The sequence below is a fragment of the Paenibacillus sp. FSL W8-0426 genome (assembly GCF_037969725.1).
GTDB classification, from domain to species: domain Bacteria; phylum Bacillota; class Bacilli; order Paenibacillales; family Paenibacillaceae; genus Paenibacillus; species Paenibacillus hubeiensis.
In genome coordinates this window covers 3,543,641-3,564,100 of sequence record NZ_CP150203.1, presented here as the reverse complement: position 1 = coordinate 3,564,100, position 20,460 = coordinate 3,543,641, and the positions used below count along the sequence as shown (strand labels likewise).

The 20,460-nt window shown below is 45.6% G+C and carries 11 protein-coding genes and 1 pseudogene; 11 read left to right on the top strand and 1 reads right to left on the bottom strand.

Annotated elements, in window-relative coordinates:
* Positions 1 to 16: 16 nt before the first annotated feature.
* The 5 genes from MKY59_RS16000 to MKY59_RS15980 all read left to right on the top strand — a co-directional run bounded on the left by MKY59_RS16000 (position 17) and on the right by MKY59_RS15980 (position 5,863).
* Positions 17 to 355: an MmcQ/YjbR family DNA-binding protein gene (locus tag MKY59_RS16000; RefSeq protein ID WP_339272275.1), complete on the top strand. Its 339-nt coding sequence runs from the start codon at positions 17 to 19 to the stop codon at positions 353 to 355.
* A 405-nt stretch (positions 356 to 760) separates the two neighbouring features.
* Positions 761 to 2,713 (top strand): beta-glucoside-specific PTS transporter subunit IIABC, encoded by a 1,953-nt coding sequence (locus MKY59_RS15995; protein ID WP_339272274.1) that lies wholly within the window; start codon positions 761 to 763, stop codon positions 2,711 to 2,713.
* Between the two features lie 59 nt (positions 2,714 to 2,772).
* Entirely contained in the window at positions 2,773 to 4,215 is a 1,443-nt protein-coding gene (locus MKY59_RS15990) for a glycoside hydrolase family 1 protein (protein ID WP_236412781.1), read from the top strand.
* Between the two features lie 17 nt (positions 4,216 to 4,232).
* Entirely contained in the window at positions 4,233 to 5,084 is an 852-nt protein-coding gene (locus MKY59_RS15985; RefSeq protein WP_236412782.1) for a PRD domain-containing protein, read from the top strand.
* A gap of 416 nt (positions 5,085 to 5,500) precedes the next feature.
* On the top strand, positions 5,501 to 5,863 hold the full coding sequence (locus MKY59_RS15980; RefSeq protein ID WP_339272271.1) for a VOC family protein: 363 nt from the start codon (positions 5,501 to 5,503) through the stop codon (positions 5,861 to 5,863).
* A 54-nt stretch (positions 5,864 to 5,917) separates the two neighbouring features.
* On the opposite strand, the gene MKY59_RS15975 is transcribed toward MKY59_RS15980, so the two are convergent.
* Entirely contained in the window at positions 5,918 to 6,361 is a 444-nt protein-coding gene (locus MKY59_RS15975; RefSeq protein WP_339272269.1) for an Rrf2 family transcriptional regulator, read from the bottom strand.
* A 390-nt stretch (positions 6,362 to 6,751) separates the two neighbouring features.
* Here MKY59_RS15975 and MKY59_RS15970 point away from each other — a divergent pair, with 390 nt between their 5' ends.
* The 6 genes and pseudogenes from MKY59_RS15970 (at position 6,752) to MKY59_RS15945 (ending at position 20,207) form a co-directional block, all read left to right on the top strand.
* The gene (locus tag MKY59_RS15970) at positions 6,752 to 7,570 is read left to right on the top strand and encodes an alpha/beta hydrolase (RefSeq protein ID WP_236412785.1); all 819 of its coding nucleotides are present in this window, start codon (positions 6,752 to 6,754) and stop codon (positions 7,568 to 7,570) included.
* Between the two features lie 176 nt (positions 7,571 to 7,746).
* Positions 7,747 to 8,151 (top strand): annotated as a pseudogene (locus tag MKY59_RS15965) (metal-dependent hydrolase); the annotation flags it as partial.
* A 599-nt stretch (positions 8,152 to 8,750) separates the two neighbouring features.
* Positions 8,751 to 9,941, top strand: coding sequence for a glycine C-acetyltransferase (locus MKY59_RS15960; protein WP_339272265.1), 1,191 nt, complete (start codon positions 8,751 to 8,753; stop codon positions 9,939 to 9,941).
* A 37-nt stretch (positions 9,942 to 9,978) separates the two neighbouring features.
* Positions 9,979 to 10,938 carry an L-threonine 3-dehydrogenase gene (locus MKY59_RS15955; protein WP_339272263.1) on the top strand — a complete coding sequence of 320 codons (960 nt, stop codon included), beginning with the start codon at positions 9,979 to 9,981 and terminating at the stop codon, positions 10,936 to 10,938.
* A 402-nt stretch (positions 10,939 to 11,340) separates the two neighbouring features.
* Positions 11,341 to 11,757, top strand: coding sequence for a helix-turn-helix transcriptional regulator (locus tag MKY59_RS15950; RefSeq protein ID WP_236412798.1), 417 nt, complete (start codon positions 11,341 to 11,343; stop codon positions 11,755 to 11,757).
* Between the two features lie 1,133 nt (positions 11,758 to 12,890).
* A complete protein-coding gene (locus MKY59_RS15945) occupies positions 12,891 to 20,207 on the top strand; it encodes a DUF5695 domain-containing protein (RefSeq protein WP_339272260.1) in 7,317 nt (2,438 codons plus the stop codon).
* Positions 20,208 to 20,460: the final 253 nt, after the last annotated feature.

Below are 20,460 nucleotides of genomic sequence, written 5' to 3'. Positions count from 1 at the left end.
ATAGGAGGATACCACAATGAAATTAGAAGAAATCGTAGAATACTGTTTATCTTATCCAGCCTCATATGAGGATCATCCCTTTGGAGAAGGATGGACAGCCATACGCCACAAAGGGAACGAGAAGATCTTTGCGTTAATATTTGAAAAAGATGGTCATCTTTGCGTTAACTTGAAATGTGATCCCGATCGATCTGATTTCCTTCGAAACGCATTCGAAGAAGTTAAGCCCGGATATCATATGAGTAAAGAACATTGGAATACGATCATCTTAGATGGAAACCTTCCGGAGGATGATCTTCATGATATGGTAAAACATAGTTTTGACCTAACGAAACCCAAACGTAAAGTGAAATAACTTATGTGACCTTTCTGCAGTGTTACGCAACAACGATTTGGATCTGAGAGATCGCGCAGCACGCTTAAAGCAGGGTACTTTGTATTTGTACTTAAAAACTCATTAAGCACCGTAATACATGAAGATGTTCACATTGTAGCGGGACAACTGACACGATAAAAGGTAAAACATAAGTGGTTAGGTATAAAGAAAAATGTCGTATGAAGTGATTGCTAACTGAATAAATGTGTGATACTATGATCCAGTAAACGTTTACATCAATAAAGAATTGAATATTAGCAGTATTTGGCTGTTACTGGTAAAGCAGGCATGACCAAAATGATTTTGCATTTTCCTTATGTGAGTAGGGGAAGGCATATCGTTTTGGTCTTTTTTTATATCCAAATTCAGAAATGAGGCTAAGGTATGGATTATCGCAAGTTGGGACAAGAGATTACGGAATTGGTTGGAAAGAAGGATAATATCGCTCGGCTTACGCACTGCGCAACCCGACTTCGGTTCGAGCTGCACGATATCTCCAAAGCGGAGACAGAAAAACTCAAAGCTCTTCCAGGTGTCATTACCGTTGTGAACAATGGTGGACAATACCAGGTTGTCGTGGGCAATGAAGTCCAGCAGGTCTACCGAGTTATCACTCAGCAGATGGGTTCGGCAACTCGAAGTGCGGAGTCCAAATCAGATTCCGGCCAAAATAACGGACCAAAGCAGAAACAGAGCTGGATTTCCAGATTCATCAGCGTCATCTCGACGACATTTACTCCAGTAATACCGGCAATTATTGGCGCGGGTATGATCAAAGCGATATTAGCCGTACTTGTGCTGACAGGCCTCGTAACTACAGAAAGCCAAAACTATTATATCCTTAACACCATTGCGGATGCGGCGTTTTATTTCATGCCTATTCTACTGGCTTATGGAGCTTCCATTAAGTTCGAAACAAGTCCAATTCTGGCGATGACAGTTGCCGGTGTTTTGTTACACCCGGGATGGAGCGCCTTGATGGCGGAAGGAAAAGACGTGTTTTTCATCGGTGTTCCAGTTCGACTAACCGATTACGCAGGCTCCGTGCTGCCAATTATTATTGTCGTTTGGCTCATGTCTTATATTGAACGTTTCGCGGATCGAGTATCGCCCTCAATGATCAAATTTTTCACGAAACCGATGATTGTGCTATTGATCACAGCACCTCTTGCATTGGTGGCGATCGGGCCTTTCGGGACGTACCTGAATGATCTGGTTGCGATGGGTGCAGAAGCGATTAATGCCAGAGCCAGTTGGCTGATCCCTTTGTTAATGGGAACTTTGCAGCCGTTCTTGATCGTGACAGGCACTGCATGGGCAATGACGCCGATTGCAACTAGCCAACTGACCAAAAATGGATATGAAATGATCAACGGTCCGGGGATGCTCGCGTCCAATATTGCTCAAGGTGGGGCCACGCTTGCTGTAGCATTAAAAACAAAAAACAAAAAACTGAAACAGCTCGCTGCTTCATCCGGTTTCACCGCTGTGCTGGGAATTACGGAACCATCGTTGTACGGTGTAACGCTGAAACTGAAAAAAACCTTGATTGCCGCAATGATTGGTGGTGGTGTAGCAGGGATATACGCCGGTCTGACCGGATTAGTGCGTTATGCCTTCGTTTCTCCGGGACTTGCCGCGTTGCCTGCCTTCATAGGCAGCAATCCGATGAACATCGTTCATGCTATTGTGACTTGTCTGATCGCTTTTATCGTTACCTTTGCTCTGACATGGATCATTGGTTTTGAGGATCCAGTAGACGATGAAGAAGGAAATACCAACATTAACGATGACAAGACGCTTTCCCAAGAGCCTGTTAAAGACAACAATCCAGGCACGCAGTCTGCTGCAACAAATGCAAATGTACCCGGCCAAAATGAATTACGCCCACTTACGATCGCCAGCCCGATGCAAGGGGAATTAGTCCATCTGGACCGAGTACCAGACGATGTGTTCTCTTTGGGATTACTGGGTAAAGGTGCTGCAATTATTCCTGCCAAAGGAGAATTGTATGCACCGATCACAGGGGAAGTTACGGCCTTCATGGACTCCAAACACGCGGTCAAATTAAATGGTTATGATGGAGAAGAGGTGCTCATTCATATTGGAGTGGATACCGTCAACCTGAAGGGGAGACATTTCGACTCTTCCATTAAAGTGGGGGACCGGGTAAAACGGGGTGACTTGTTGATCAGCTTTGATATCGATGCCATCAAGGCAGAAGGGTATGAAGTCATAACCCCGATCATTATCGCCAATTCGGATCGTTTCCCGGACATTAAGCTGGAGAAGCAGAGTCCTGTGGAGGTTGGAGCGACTATTATCCACCTTTCGTAACAACCTTAATACGGCTCGTCATATATCTTGATCAACATTAAAATGAAGGAGTGCTTGAGATGTTATATCAACACATCAAACCATTCCCCAATGAATTTCTGTGGGGAGGCTCTACCTCGGCCTATCAAGTGGAGGGAGCCTGGAACGAAGATGGCAAAGGTCTGTCCGTAATCGATATGTGTGATCATCCGGCTGGAACCGCCGATTTCACGGTTGCGAGCGATCACTATCACCGATTCAGAGAAGACGTGAAGCTTTTTGCAGAGCTGGGCCTCAAAGCATATCGTTTTTCAATTGCATGGACTCGAATATTGCCTTCAGGCACAGGAGCAGTTAATGAGAAGGGGCTCGATTTTTATCACCAATTGATTGACGAATTGCTGCTCCACGGTATTGAACCCATTGTGACCATGTACCATTTCGACTTACCCTACGAGCTTGAGAAAACCGGAGGATGGAACAACCGGGAAACGATCGATGCCTTTGTCGAGTACGGGCGTATCTTGTTTACGCATTACGGGCATAAAGTGAAATATTGGTTGACCATTAATGAGCAAAATACGATGATTCTCCATCCAGGTGCCATTGGTACACCGAAGGGCGGCCGTATGCCCTCCACTAAGGAACAGTACCAGCAAAATCATCACATGTTTGTGGCTCAAGGCAGAACGATGCGACTATTTCATGCCATGCTCCCGCAAGGCAAGATCGGTCCTGCATTAAACATGACTTCCATGTATCAGGCAACCTCCAGACCAGCAGATGCAATCGCTGCACATAACTGGGAGACGATTCGCGGATGGGGTTTTCTCGACTTATCGGTGTGGGGACGGTATAATCCATTATTCTGGAGTTATTTGCAGGAACGTGGCATCGAGCCGGTTATTGAGCAGGGCGACATGGAAGATATCCAGTCTGGCCGCCCTGATCTCGTAGCAATCAATTATTATTCGACGGCAACCATTGCCGCCAGTACGGGCGATGCGTCGGATGTTACAGCTCGTGCGGGCGATCAGCAAATTATGCTTGGCGAGCAGGGAGTCTACCGGGCCGCAGAGAATCCTTATACGGAAAAAACGAAATATGGCTGGGTCATTGACCCGGTTGGCCTAAGGCTAACATTGCGTAAGGTATGTGAACGATATGGTCTCCCGATTCTAATTACGGAAAATGGTATAGGAGCTCCAGATGTACTGGAGGCAGATTACACCATTAATGATACGTACCGGATTGATTTTATCGAGAAACACCTGGAACAGATCAGACTGGCTCTAACGGATGGGGTAGATGTGATTGGTTATTGCCCTTGGTCCGTTATTGACGTGGTAAGCACCCATCAAGGTTATGGGAAACGTTACGGCATGATCTATGTAAACCGTGGTGAACAGGATCTGAAAGACTTGAAGCGCTTGAAGAAGAAAAGCTTCTCGTGGTATCAGGAGGTCATTAAACAGAATGGCAGATGTATCGGTAATTCGGATCAGGCGGTCACGAAAGAATAAAGGATCGTGATGAATGCATGAAAGTAATCAAAATATTGAATAACAGCTTGCTTCTGACCAAAGATGAACAGGGACAAGAAATGATTGTCATGGGAAAAGGCTTGGCATTCAAAGGCAAAGTCGGCGAGCGACTGGATGAGGAGCACATCCAGAAACGATTCATTCTGCAAAATAATCCGTCTGCCCAGGCTTACGTACGAACTATCGAAAACATGCCAGAAAAACATGTGAATGTCATAAACAAATTGATTACCAATGCGAAAGAAAAGCTGTCTCTTGACGATCAAATCTTCTTTACGCTTATGGATCACTTGTCGTTTGCCATTGAACGATGGAAAAAAGGTGTATCATTACAGAATCGCATGTTATGGGAGATCCAGAGGTTTCATCCTGTCGAATTCGAACTGGGGGTTGAAGCCGTTCAGATGCTGAATCTGGAACTGGGTATTGAACTGCCGGAAGAAGAAGCAGGGAATATTGCTTTTCATTTCGTGAATGCCCAAACACATGAGCAGAATATGGAGCGCACGATGCAATCCGTTAAGATGTTAAAAGATATTTTTAACATTATCCAATACACCTTTGATATGCAATTGAACAAAAACTCCATCCATTATGTGAGACTCGTTACACATTTGCAATTTTTCATCCAGCGTTTACAAGAAGGGCGTCTGGGCAATTCGGCGAAAGATTTTATATTTCAACATATGGTGAAGGAGCATCCGCTTGAATACAAATGCGCGGAGATGATCAAAACCTACGTTCAAAACATGCTGGATATTTCCATATCGAACGAGGAGTTATTATATTTGATGATTCACATTGCTCGAATTGTACAGGAGGAGCAATGTGACGAGGGAGGATTATAAAACAAAGTTTATATTCTTTACTTAGGCAAGCGATTTTTTGAATAGCAGACAGGAAAAACGATGGCCGTTTTCTCGTATTCTACCGGGAAACGGTCTTTTATTTTTGCGCGAAATTCTACATTTAAGCGAGTCAGGAGGCAATGAAATGAAGCAGTGCTATAACCTTGTTAAATGGATGGTTATTCGTATGTTGGTCGTAAGCATCTGTGCGGTTATAGGTTACGTTCCCGGCAGAGCGGCCGTGGATGATTCAGTTATCCAAACCCTGCCAGCAAAAGGAGAAACATGAAACGCTTTCTATCATTTTTAACCATGTCGATCCTTTTTGAAAGCTTGACAAGGTCAAAACATTTATATATAACTAAATCAGTTATAACCATTATGGTTATATATAAAAATAAAAACTGGAGGTTAACATGAAAATCATAAATCATTTTATACCCGTTTTTACCGAGCAATTGGAATCAACCGTTGCATATTATGAATCTCTTGCAAACCGATCTATGGATCGTACGTGGAATATTCCCGAGGCTGGCTTATCTTTAGTCACAGTATATCCTTACGTCATTGTATCTGGAAGTCCGGAGGCCTTGGAGCCTGCTAGATCACTCCGTGCAGTGGTGTATGTTGATTCCATGAACGAATTGAAGATAGAATTAAAAAAACAAAATACCCTTATCGTAAGAGATCAGCATGGTCCTATTGGTCCAAGCGTTTTTGTTCGACATCCTGATGGTAGTTTTATTGAATATGTTGAGCCTTCGCAAGCTTCTGTTTGACTTGGCGCAAATCAAAAAAATGTAAAATAAAGCTACTCCTCTAATGGAGTAGCTTTATTTTACATTTGCCTTTATCCGTAGTTGCTCTACAATCTGAGCTAAGGTAACAGAAGCTAGTTCATGTTCCATAGCCTTCTGTGCATTAGAGAGTTGGGGTAATAGAATGGATTCAATGTTCATTCCTACAGAACAATTTGGGTCAGTATCCTTGTGAATTTTGAAAAGCTGATTTCCATCCACAGATTCGACTGCTTGGAAGATATTCAGTAGGGTTAATTTTTCAGGAGATATCAGAAGAGAGGCCCCCGCAACTCCTGGTTTTGTTTCAATATAACCTGCTTTTTTGAGCTGGGCCATAATCCTTCTAATGACTACAGGGTTACTATTGATGCTGCGGGCAATTCGATCGCCTGTACTATATAGAGGGTCCAGCGAGATCATGGACAGAATATGGACTGCCATCGAAAAGCGACTACTTATTTGTTTCAATCTACTCACCTTCTTTGCTAAATAGTATAGTTTCATTTAAAGGACAGGTCAATCGACGGCATCATCAGCAGGTAAACGTGTAGGTCAAAGATCACCTCCGAACATATTATGATTCCCATCAGATAAGAAATTAGCACGAAAAAAAGAACACGATCTTTCATTCAAGCTAACGGGAATCTTTACTTCAATGTAGTGTAGGAACCGGTTTAGATGAAGCTGACTGGGAATGGAGTTTCACTAGCTGCCTCTAGAAACAAGAATTCAGGAACGTACGTTCTTTACATGTGCAATATGTGAGGGTATAATCACAACGTAACGGAAACGGAGAACTGCTTGATTAAACAATGAAGATTTTTCTTCATTTAAGCAAGTTATACATAGTTAATTGGAGGAGTCTGTATGCCATATTGTAAAGTTAAGAATGCCAGTATATATTACGAGGAAATGGGTACAGGCAAACCGATAATAATGATCCACGGTTTTTCGCCAGACCATCGATTAATGAGTGGATGTATGGAACCGATATTTGAAAAGATCCCCGGTTGGCGTCGCATTTATCTTGACCTGCCTGGAATGGGGCAAACAAAGGATTACGATCAAATATGTAATTCAGATGATATGCTGGAAGCAGTTATACATTTTATTGAAACTCTCATCCCAAATCAGGATTATCTCATAGCAGGCGAATCATACGGCGGATATATTACAAGAGGAATAATTAATAAACATAAAGATCGTATTGGTGGCGCTGCACTGATTTGTCCATTAATTATTCCCGATCACAAAAGAAGGAAAGTCCCCGAGCATTTGGTTGTTCATCGTGATCGCGAGTTTTTGGACACCTTAAGTGAAGAGCAAATAAGTGATTTTAGCGCAAATCAAGTCGTTCTCAATGAGTATAATTGGAAAAGGTATTCTGAGGAGATCATTGCCGGTTGTAAGATCGCTGACTACGATTTTCTTAGTAAGCTTCAAAGAAACTATGGATTTTCCAAAAATATCGATGAATTAGTTTTCGATAAACCAACCGTATTTACTCTTGGGCGACAAGATGCAGTCGTTGGTTACAAAGATGCTTTTAGAATTTTAGACAATTATCCTAGAGCAACCTTTGCTGTTCTAGACCGAGCAGGCCATAATCTTCAGATTGAACAGCCTCTGTTATTTGAGTCTCTTATGTGTGAGTGGCTTGAAAGAGTAACAGAGCATGGATTTTAGTTTTATGTTAACCTATTAAACTAACGGGAACGTTATCTGGTTGCCAAAGTCGATGGGAAAAAAGTGAATCTCCCAGACGTACCTTCAGAGAAGAAATCTCTCATGGGAGGTATGGAGAACAATCAATTATGGGATTCTGCCAAGACGATTAATTTCCTCAAAGAGGTACAGTCCACTTCGACTTTGGTAAAGTGAAGCTGACTCAGGCTTTCCATAGCTCCAGTTATGTTAACCCGGAGACCCGAACCATTATCTATACGGGAATGCCTACCGGAATTCTGTTCACCGCCGAAGGCAAAACAATATACCATGCAGGTGACACGGGCCTTTTTTACGACATGAAAGTGATTGGGGAACGCAATGACATTGACCTGGCTTTTCTCCCGATTGGCGACAACCATACGATGGGCCCGGAAGACGCGGCCGTAGCCACAGATTGGCTTCAAGCCAAACAAGTTGTGCCGATCCACTTCAATACGTTTCCGTACATTCAACAAGACCCCTATTACTTCGCCTCGCTCCTTGAGGATGGAGTAGGGGTCGTCCTTGATCCGGGAGAAGCTATCCATCTGTCATCCTAAACATCGATAAGACACCGGAGGGAAACATTTCACAGCCGTCGCTCTGTATGCTTGGGATGCTATCGGACAAGAATATAGTCCGGTTGAAGTCGCTATAATTATAGCGGCTTTTTTATGTTATCGGTACAACTTTTTGTTCCGAGTGCTGCAGGCGAACATGATGATCCGAACAGTGCTGATGGCATGGGGAATGCTAGCACCTTAAGGAGTTTGTAGCTATGGAACTATAGCGGTCAGGAGAGCCTAACCTCGGCAAGTGCTTCCGTACGGAGTCAGCTTATTACGTTTGCCACGGAAGAATACCGTTTGAATTCGGGTAAATCGAATGATGTAAAGGAATAAGCAAAAGAAATAATGGCTGCACAAGAAGTTACCGAGCAGCAAAAAATACAAACAAGGATTCAGTAGCGATTGCTTCCGGGGAGGGGGAAGCAATCGCTATGTTTATTTGCGGATTTTTTATTTTTTGTCCTTCACATGTGTACAAAAAATAAAAAAGATGCTACATTGAAATTAGTCTAAACCCTTTTATAAAAAGGTTTTTAGCAGAATTTCATGTCTCCTGTACGAGTACAAACGTATATCAAGGAGGGAATCGAATGTCAAGTCGAGCATTGGACCAATTTTTAAGTTCGAACATCGAAAATCTAAAGACTAAAGGTCTATATAACGTCATCGATACGCTGCAGGGTGCAAATGGTCCTGTTATTCGTATCGACGGAAAGTCCCTAATCAATTTGTCTTCTAATAACTATTTGGGACTGGCAACAGATGACCGCCTGATTGATGCTTCAGTTAAGGCGGCGCAGACATATGGGGCAGGCGCAGGGGCTGTGAGAACAATTAATGGTACGATGGATCTTCATATTGAGCTTGAAGAAAAACTGGCCCGTTTCAAAAAAACGGAAGCCGTTATCGTGTATCAATCGGGATTTAATTGTAATATGGCTGCTATATCCGCGGTAATGGACCAGCATGATGCGATTTTATCCGATGAGCTGAACCACGCTTCAATTATTGATGGGTGCCGCCTGTCGAGAGCCAAGGTGATTCGCTTTAAGCATTCGGATATGAATGATTTAAGACAGCAGGCGAAAGAGGCCAAGGAATCCGGTCAGTACCATAAAATTATGGTCATCACCGACGGGGTTTTCTCCATGGATGGTGATATAGCAAAGCTGCCCGAAATCGTGAAAATAGCAGAAGAATTCGATCTGATTACTTATGTGGATGATGCCCACGGTTCGGGCGTTCTCGGAGCAGGTGCGGGAACCGTAAAGCATTTTGGATTGTCCGACCGCATTGACTTTCAAATTGGTACTCTTTCCAAGGCGATCGGCGTTGTCGGCGGTTATGTGGCGGGTAAAAAACAACTGATCGAATGGTTGAAGCTAAGAAGCCGTCCGTTTCTGTTCTCGACATCGCTACCTCCGGCTGCAATCGCTTCTTGTAGCGCTTCTATCGACATTTTGATGAATGACAAAGAGCTGATCGAGAAGCTGTGGGGGAACGGCAATCATTTGAAAAATGGCTTGAGCCGGCTTGGATATGATGTAGGCCAAAGCGAAACGCCGATTACACCTTGTATCATTGGCGATGAAGTAACCACCCAACAGTTCAGCAAACGGCTCTATGAAGAAGGCGTTTACGCCAAGGGAATCCTGTTTCCGACAGTTCCGAAAGGAACCGGTAGAATACGCAACATGCCGACAGCTGCCCATACCAAGGAGATGCTTGACCAGGTGATCTCCGTTTATGAGAAAGTTGGTAAGGAAATGAAGCTGATTTAGATGCATTCGCGGGAGTATATTTCGGGAGGAATGTCTTATGAACAAGATATTGGTGACCGGAGCACTGGGCCAAATCGGTTCTGAGTTAGTTGTTAAATTGCGTGAGATTTATGGTGCGGATCACGTCGTTGCTACGGATCTCCGGTCATCAGCCCACGAAATTACCCGATCCGGACCATTCGAGCTGCTGGACGTGACGAATGATAAGGCGATGTTCGAAATCGCCAAGCGGTACGAAGTTGATACCGTCATTCATTTGGCTGCGCTGCTGTCGGCTACCGCAGAGGAGAAACCCCTGCTTGCCTGGAATTTGAATATGGGCGGATTGATGAATGCACTTGAAATATCCAGAGAGCTCGGCTGCAGATTGTTCACTCCAAGCTCCATTGGATCTTTTGGCCATACGACTCCGAAATACAATACCCCGCAGGATACGATTCAGAGGCCCAATACGATGTACGGCGTGAGCAAAGTGTCCGGCGAACTGCTTTGTGATTATTATTTTCACAAGTACGGCCTGGATACTAGAGGGCTACGATTCCCAGGTTTAATATCTTATATGACGCCTCCCGGCGGAGGAACGACGGATTACGCGGTGGAAATTTATTACGCAGCCGTGACGGCTGGCCGGTATACATCTTATATCGCCAAAGACTCAAGCATGGACATGATGTATATGCCGGATGCCCTGAATGCTATCATTGATTTAATGGAAGCGGATTCTTCCCGGTTGATTCACCGAAACTCATTTAATGTCACCGCAATGAGCGTGGATCCGGAGGCGATCGCTGCAGCGATTCGGGAGGAGTTTCCCGGCTTTATCCTCGATTATGACGTTGATCCTAAGAGACAGGCGATAGCCGATAGCTGGCCGCATTCCATTGATGCGACGGCAGCGAAAACAGAATGGGGATTTCATGCACGCTACGACTTGAAGGCCATGACGAAGGATATGCTTTCACAGCTAAGCGAGAGACAAATGCTTCGCAAAGCTTAAAGTTATTATGAATTCGCTGTGCAAAACGAGTAGAAGTACAAAAGAAGCTGCATCAAGAGGAGGTTTGGCATTACCCGGACCTTTTGTTGCAGCTTCTTTTTTCATCCTCCATTTCCGTGAGGAGAAATAGTAGGGGCTGGAAGAATGTCGAGGGACAAGGACATATTCCCATTGAAGTCGCTGAACTTGACGGTTAAGCTGTCGGGTGAAATATAGCTTAATGATGCCCCGAAGACAGCCGACCACAAAGATCGGCTGCCTTCGTTGCGATAACGAGCCGATTAATTCAATCTTAACATAACATACTTGTTAAGTTTGTTCTCGGTTTAAGTTCTGGTTATACATTTCCTTGAACAGTAAAATCTAAATGTAACGTAAGAAATTCGCTTTAGGGGTGCAAACATGAAGATTGGTTCGATCATCAGAAAACTAAGGTTGAAAAGTGGTATTACCCAAGAGCAACTGTCCAATGCTCTAGCCGTTTCGGTTCAGACAATTTCAAGATGGGAGACATCCGCTAATTATCCTGACTTGGAAATGCTGCCCTTAATTGCAAGGTATTTCCGAGTTACAACAGACTATTTGTTAGGAATAGAAGGAGGAAATAATAACATGAAATTGCTTAAAACCGTTGAAACATTTGAAGTTCCTAGCCGGGAAGAAGCTGAATCGTTGGTAAAAAAATTCTCAAGCGAAAAATTCCCTGTATTGCTGGGTCATAGAATTACGGAAAATGATGATGGGGCGATTATTCTTGAGGTAGAAAAGAAGTTTGGCGTTAACCTTGAAGATATGCCATGGAAAGCTAACCAGGGTTAGCCCGATTGCCGATTTGATGTATATCTAAACATTGATCACATGCACTTAAAACTTCATTAAGTACAACAATACATGAAAATGTTCACATTGTTATGGACAACTGACACGATGAGAGGTTAAACACGGGTGGTCATGTATTAATAAAGGTGAAACATCAACTGAATCTGAGCAATACATCGTGCAGAACAATAAGCTCTGGTTAAAAGATGAGTACGCAAAATACCAGTAAACAAAGGATACATGCACCTAGCTTCCGGCACGTAAATAAGAAAGCCGAACCCTGTTCAAAAGACGGGTTCGGCTTTTGCTTATTCCCTACGACAGTTCAAAGCAAATAAACTAGTAGACTGCAGAATAATGTTTTATACCGAGTAAATAAAGTTATAGACTGATACGCCGGTTTGCGCAGCAGTTCCGCCATCCTAGTCCTCTCCGGATACGCGGGGCGCGGAGATCGGCAGCTGTCTACGACGGCTAACAGTTGCGGCGTTAAGCTCCCTCGGGCGAGTCCAATCCGGCACCTCCGAACAGGTTGAAATATTTAAAATTCATGTTGGCATCGAGCATTTATTTTTTAGGATACAGAAAGTAACATAGAAAATAAAGCGCTTACGAAATTCAGTTTCTAGCCTTAAACGGATTCAGGATTACAACCTTGGGAAGGGGATTGCACATGAAGAAAATGCAGGTATGGTTAGGGGTATGTCCTCTTGTTGTAGTGATGGCTCTGAGTGGCTGCAGTGGTATCGATTACCATGTGGGTGCCTTTCAGCGCTGCTTTATCTCAGGTCTCACGGTTGGCGGGGTGAAAGGTTAAAAGAAAATCCCTCTATTGACGAAATGGAGGTCGCAAGCTTCTGTCTTATTTTTATTGCCTCTGCGTCGAACTAGAAGGTGGGGCATTCTATCATCATCTGAAGGGGTGCTAAACGATGTAAGTTCCACGTATGTGGAATAACGGTTATAGGATTCGATATCTTAACAAACGACTTAGAGATTCTACTTTAGACGAAAGCATGAACGTCATTTTTCGATTGATCGGTCAAAGGTATTTCGTGTAAGAAACTATACTTACCGGTTTTAAGAGAATTAAACCCCTAATGGATATGATCACATGTATACAGGAGGTTATAATGACAATGATTTCGAAGAAGTGGAAGCCGCTTATGATCGCGCTGCTCCTGGCTATTCCAAGTCTGCCGCTACAGGTTAGTGCTTTGCCTAAGGCTGCGGCGGCTGCAGTCAAGACCGCTATCTCCAATGCCAGCCTGTCGGCCAAAGTCGGCGACTTAGGCCAGATTGAAGAGCTCTATATCAACAACAATCCTACGAATAAACAGGGGGAGCCGATCAATTTCGTTCTGCCTAACACTACATCGCCGCAGAATGGTACCCAGCACCAATGGATGGGGGAAATGATCTTCTCCTACCGTACGGGTGCCAATGAACAATTCCCTGACAACAGGGACGGCTTTGTAGAAGTGGATACCAATAAAACATTGGCTGCCGGGGGATCTACACAATATTCAACGATTAATCCGGATAACCCCTACATCAACAAGACAGCATCAGCAGACGGCAAGAAGGTAGAAGTCAACTTTATTGGACAGAATCTGGACTCTACAGACCAGCGGGTAATGAAGGGCTTCGATGTGAAATCCGTTTTTGATATGGAGACCGATGACGGTTCAATGCTTTGGGAGATTACGCTGAAGAACAAGAGCAATCAGTATATCGAATTCGGGGATATCGGCTTGCCCATGCCCTGGAACAACAAATACCAGACCTTATCCGATACCTATGATGACCGTGTGACGGTGCATAATTTCGCAGGTGCTGACAGTGGATATTCTTATGCCATCCGCACCAGTGGTGAGGGAAACTTCATGCTCTTCACTCCGGTGCCGGAAAGCGGCGCTCGAATCGAGTATGTGGATTATTGGATGCATGAGGCAGGAGAGCGGCGTGCTGCAGACACCTTTAGAAACTGGACAGGAGACAGTGGCGGCTGGTATCCGGGGCTGAACGTGCTCTATATCCACTCCAAAGAAATCCAGAAAACGGGACGCGGATACTTTACGGATGCTTCCAGCCTCGTCCTAGGCCCGGATGAGTCCAAGACGTATAAGTTCAAATTTTCAGCAGTCCGTGGAGGCGACAATACGCCGCAGGAGAGCGCCCAAAGCCCTAATAACAGTTCGACTTCAATGGAAGACCGTGAAGCCAATCTCCGGTCCATCCTGTATAAATCAGGCATGATTGATGCCGTAGCGGTGCCGGGCTTCCAGACAGCCATCAATATGCCTGTCAAGCTGGACCTGCACTATGACGACAGTATCGTTGATGTACAATCCATCGATATTCAAAATGTGGCAGAGAATGATCCGTTTGACGAAGCGCATATTCCGGATATCAAACCTGGGAAGAGCAGAAAGGAAATGGTTGACAACTCGCGGGCCGGACGTGGACTGCCTGACGGAAACCCCGGTTACAACGAGTCGGTTGAGTTTGTGGAGACCAAGATCGTAAATGGTGAACAGCATCATATCTATTCACTTCAGTTTGATTCGATCGGCAACAACAGCGTGCGTATCGAATATAAGCTGAAGGACGGCAACGAATGGGTAGATAAATTCACTCAATTTGAGTTCAATGTTCTGGCCGAGCTGGATGCAATCTCGGATGCGCATTCCGAATTCATGGTTGAGCAAACACAGGATAACAACCCGGAAAGTCCAACTTACGGGAACTATTTCGACTGGTATCTTTCAAGCGGCATGGATCTCAACACAAACCACTGGGGAGATGACTGGAGCCATGACAACATTAATTTCATGACGATGAAGAACTATCTGGCTCCCAACCCCGATGAAATTCGATCTATCGAGACATACCTGATCGACTTCATGTGGGAACGATACATGAAGAATACGCAGGATAGCTATATCGTTGCGAACTGGCTGAAAGATTCTGGAGCGTACACCGACAAGGATAAGCCTTATACACGTACGTTCTCCGAAATCATGGAAGCTACCGGATTTTTCAACATGTACCGGATTCAGAAGGCTTATCCTAATCTGATCGAGTACCGGGAATCACCTCAGTTTTATCTGGAGAAAGCTTATAACATCTACTATAAGCGCGTTTCCACCGGAGCCATCGGATTCTACGGCGAGCAGCAAATTCCGGATATGATTGAAGCACTGAAGGAAGAGGGGATGCAGACCGAGTCAGCCAATCTGCAGAAGAAGTTCGCCCTCGACAAGGGACGGAATATGACTAGAGCCACTTATCCTTACGGCTCGGAATTTGAATATGACAATACTGGTGAAGAAGGGGCTTATGCATCAGCGAAGGCTCTGCGCACGTACTATCCAGCAGACTCTCTTACAGGTGCAGCTGAGAAAAGTATGGAAATGGCCGATTGGAAAACACGTGCCATGCGCGGGATTCAGCCTACCTGGTTCCATTATTCCGTGCCCGTCTTCCGCGGCGGTGAAGGCTGGTGGAATTTTCAATATACGGCGTCTTTAGCAGGATACATTATGGATGACTGGCTTAGGTATGAGAATGATGGCAGATCAGTGGAGCAGAAGGCAATTGCACAGCAGCGCAATTATGCCGCGAAGATTTCGAACTTTAACGCCGTCAATATGGGACAGATTTCGGCTAATTCCGTTGGCAGCACCTCTTGGAGATATTCGATGTATAAAGGAGGCACAGGCACGAAGGACGTATACGATGGTGGCTCACGCGTCATGAGTAACGGCTGGAATGATTTTTCAGGCGAATCGGAAGAAGGCCTCTATGGTTCCCTTCTCAGCATCAGCTCCGATATTGTGACTGATCCCGTATTTGGGCTGTTCGGTTATGGAGCGCTGGTGACTGACGAAGGAGACAGCTACAACATTACGCCGAAAGACGGCTTCGGCAAGCGGATCAATCTGATCGATGAGAAAATCTATTTGGAGCTGGAAAGCGATAAAATAGAAAGCGCGCAAATTCAAAAAGATGGTAACGGTTTTACACTTCAGCTCCTGAATCCATCAGGGAAAGAGCATACTTCACGGATTTTGTTCGATGGAGTGGGGATGGAGAACGGATACTATACCATGAAGCTGAATGGTGCAGCTGCCGGACAGTTCTATGTTCAGAACAATGAAGGCGTTGCCATGTTTCAGATGGGTAGCGTGCAGCGTGCTGAATTGATCATTGAAAAGTCAGCTGGCGGTGAAAATGAAGCTCCGCAAATTATTGCAGAGCTGGCGACACAACATCCACAGGCGTTGATTCCATTTATGCTGAATGGGATTGTAACCGATGATGGCGCGCCTGAAGGGACTCTGTCTTACCAATGGGAAGTGGTCAGCGCCCCGGATGGCGGCAAGCTCACCTTTACTCATCCGAAAGCAAGCATTACACAGGCTACGGGTACCAAAGAAGGCTCTTATACGGTTATGCTTAGCGCAAGTGATGGACAACTGACGGGCTCTAACCAAGTAAACTTCGAGCTGGCCTTACCGCCGGAGAAACAACCTCCAGCAATTGGCCAAGTGTCTGCGGTTCAGGATGTTGGCAATAACAGTATCGTGGTATTGTCCGGGGAGGCCATTCCCGATCCTGTGCATAGCGAGGAAGAAGAACCCCAGTTGAAGTACTCATGGGCCATTAAGCAAAAGCCCGAAGGTTCAGCGGACATTTCCTTTGTGGATGGTGACAAAACAGCGGCCTATGCACGTGTAAGCAAGGCAGGTACCTACACGTTTACCTTCAGTGCGGCAGACGGAGACAAGAAGGCCAGCAAGGATGTAACGATAGAGATCAAGGAAGATACCGTTGACGTTTACCGGGCACTTAGCGTTGTTACCAAGAAGGATATTGAACCAGAACTTCCTGGACAAATCTATATTTTATCAGAGGACGGGTATCTGGAGCAGGAAATCACTTGGGATGCCATTGATCCAAGCAGCTATGCTAGTGCAGGCCAATTCGAAGCCAAAGGAAACGTCGTTGGCAGTGCTTTGGAGGTTCGGGCTACCGTCCATGTCGTGAATACTGAGCTGCAAAATGCGGCGCTGACAGCCAAGGCTTCCGCCAGCTTCTCTGGTGGCGACGGTTATCCGGAAGCGATGAATAACGGCATTGAACCTAAAAGCTCGGCAGATTTCTCTCCGAACCGAGGTGCCCCCAACAGTGCATGGCATAACTGGGGTAGAGAAGGAGATCCGGCATGGGTGACGTATGAATGGGATCAGCCATTCCTGGCCTCATCCATGGATGTATATGTATTTCAAGACAACGGCGGGAACTTCCGTCCGAAGGATATGCAGCTTATGCTTCGCGGCGAAGATGGAAAATGGTACACCCCGCGGGACATAAAGGGATTGGGCAATGAACTTAATAAATACAATACGACTACCTTTGAGCCCGCCTATATTACAGGTGTTCGTATGGACATGAAGCCTTCCGTTAATGGCAGCGGTATTCTGGAATGGAAGGTATACGGCTATACCGGAGCGGTAGATAAGTCAGAACTGATCAAGGTCTATAACTATGTAAATACATTAAATGCTTCAAACCTTGCAGATCCTGGCCTTGCGCCAATCGAAGCGTCGAAGACAGATGCTTCTGCTGTGATCAAGAATATGAATGCCACAGACGAAGAAGTTACCCTGGCGCTTGAGAAGCTGCTGATGGATTTGCGTCTGCTCAGTCCGAGAGACGGCAATATGGCCTTCCTCGCAAATGCTTCTTCCAGCTATACCTCTCCTTGGGAGAGTCTGGCAGCAGTAAACGACGGAAAGAAAGATGGCAACAACATTTCGCATTGGGGAACCTGGGGTCATGAAGGCGCAGAGGAGTGGGTGCAATATGAATGGCCGCAGGGTGCATCTATCCGGAGTTCGAATCTGGTGCTGTGGTCAGATGCCGGCGGAATCAAGCCGCCTACCCAAATTGTATATTCCTATATCCCGGCGGATAGCGCAACTGATGAATGGGTAACTGCGGGAACGGTTACGGAGGGAATCAAAGTGGTTGAACATACTCCGGCGGAATCCTCCAATCCGTACACGTTTGATCCGGTGATGAATGTAAAGGCACTGCGGGTAACCCTGACCAAGCAATCACAGGCAGGCGATAACGGTGTTGGCCTATGGGAATGGGAAGTTCTCCAGGCCGGATCCAGTCCTGATCGTGAGGCTCCAGTAACACCGGTCGGGGTGGCCCCGTCCGTTCTCCATGGAGATGACGGCAAATTGATCGGTGTGACAACAGAAATGGAGTATAAGAAGGAAGGCGAAGAAGAATATACAGCAATTGCAGGAATTGAGGTCACAGGTCTCACCGCCGGTAAATATTATGTCCGGTATATGAAGACTGGTTCGCTGAGCGCCAGCCCGGATAAGGAAGTCGTTATACCGGAAGGGCAGACACAGGAGCAGGCTGCACCCGATGCGAGTGGGTGGGTGATCTCACACGCCAATTCGGATACCGGTATAAAAGGCATAATTGAGGGTTTGGATGATACGATGGAATACCGGAAGCTGGGCGAAGAGGACTACACGCCTGTTACAGGTTCGAGTATTAGCGATCTGGAGCCCGGCAGTTATCAGATCCGGTATGCAGCCACAGACATCCTAAAGGCAAGCCCGCCGGTAACCGTGGACATTCGCAATGAAGCCAAGGCAGACAGAGAGGCACCAACAGCGGAAGGACTCGTCATTACACCGCCTACAGCGGCAGGCGGAAATGATGGCAGAATTGAAAATGTGACTGTTGATATGGAGTACCGAAAGGCGGATCAAGGTGGTTACATGCCGGCTAGTGGAACCAGCATTGAAGGACTGGAGGCTGGCAGCTACGAGCTCCGGTACGCCGGAACGGATTTGAGCAATCCAAGTCCTGCGATCCTGATCGTTGTGCCTGACGGAACCAAGCAGGAGCAAAATCCCCCGTCCAATGCAGAGGTCAAGACTGTAAATGTCAGTGCATCTGGGGCCAAGGACGGCAAGATCACTGGTGTAAGTCCTGGAATGGAATACCGGCAAGTGGGTGGGGACGCTGGCAGCTGGAATGCGATCACAGGCACAGAGGTTACAGGTCTTGGTAACGGAGTCTACGAAGTAAGATATAAAGAAACGGCAACTCATTATGCGAGCCAATCCCTTACTGTCGTTATCAGCAATCCAGTCATCAATCCGAAGCCTACGGAAACACAGCCGTCAACGGATGCACCTGTGTCAGTCATCGCACCTTCACCGACTCCTGAAAGCATAAAAGTCGAAGGGAATTGGATTAAGATTGTGGCACCAAAGACGGATACCAAAACCGGTAAAGCTAAAGGAGCACCCATCCGGCAGGAAGACCTTAATAAGGCTCTGGAGCATGTAAAGGCGAATAGCAGTAATGTTAAAACGCTCATAGTGGAAATACCGAAAGCAGAGGGAGCAAATGCCTATGCGGTTGAGCTTCCTGCCGCTGCACTAACCGCAGAGCATGCCAACATCAAGATCGAGATTAACACGGAATTTGGAACCGTTACCGTACCTTCTAATATGCTGAAGTATACATCAGGTGCCAAGAGTGTAGAACTGTCACTAGGTCGGCTAGATACAGTAAAGCTTCATTCAGATGTAAAATCAGTGACAGCCAGCAGACCTGTTATTGTATTCGCTGTCCAATTAGATGGAGTAGAAACGGTAGCCCTGAATGCACCGGCTGAAATCAGAGTGCTTTATGCTCCTGATGTTGAAGAATTGGCCAATTCCAAATACCTTACAGTTTCGTACTTGGCTGCAAACAGTACGATTGTTCAGCTGCTGAATGGCAAATACGACAGTGCTCTACAAGCCATGGTTTTTCCAGCGGCAAACACAGGTGAATATGCAGTTGTTTATACGAAGAAGTTCTTCAATGATGTCATCAAGGATTCGTGGTACGCACCAGCGGTTGAAACCATGGCGTCCAAAGGATTCATCGACGGGACATCGGCAACAAGCTTTAGTCCCGGACAAAAGGTCACAAGAGGTGAGTATCTAGCTTGGTTGGTAAGGACACTGGATCTCAAAGCAGAGTTCAACACCACCTTCAGTGATATAAAGCGAACAGACCTCTACTATGAGGAAATCGGAATCGCGAAAGCACTCGGGATCGCCCTGGGCTCGAACGGCAGCTTCTATTCGGAAACGGACATTGCTAGACAAGATTTGGCTGTGCTGACCATGCGGGCTTTGCGGGCAGTGGGCAAAACCGAGCAGACCCGTACAGCTGAGGATCTCAATAGATTTACAGATGCGGCAAATGTAGCAAAGTACGCAATCGATGACATGGATGCAATGGTCAAAATGGGTTTCATAAACGGGCGAAGCAATGTCATCTTGAGTCCTGACGGAACGACAACCAGAGCAGAAGCAGCTCAGGTTCTGTATAAGATTTTCTTGCAGCTATAATCAAAGAAACCGACCTTGATCCTGTTTTGTGCAGGACCAAGGTCGTCTTAAATTAGGAGAAGATTACATTATTAATCCGTCATTAACATGATAAACGGGTGTCGAGGGACAAGAATAATGTGGCATTTCTGATTAAATGTTTATCTAAACATTAGCAATTTGAAAAATCATACCTCATGCCAAAAGCGAATTACCATGAAATCTAGCTAAATAGACGGTTTATAACTTTTTTGAGCTGAGGATAAGTGTACAT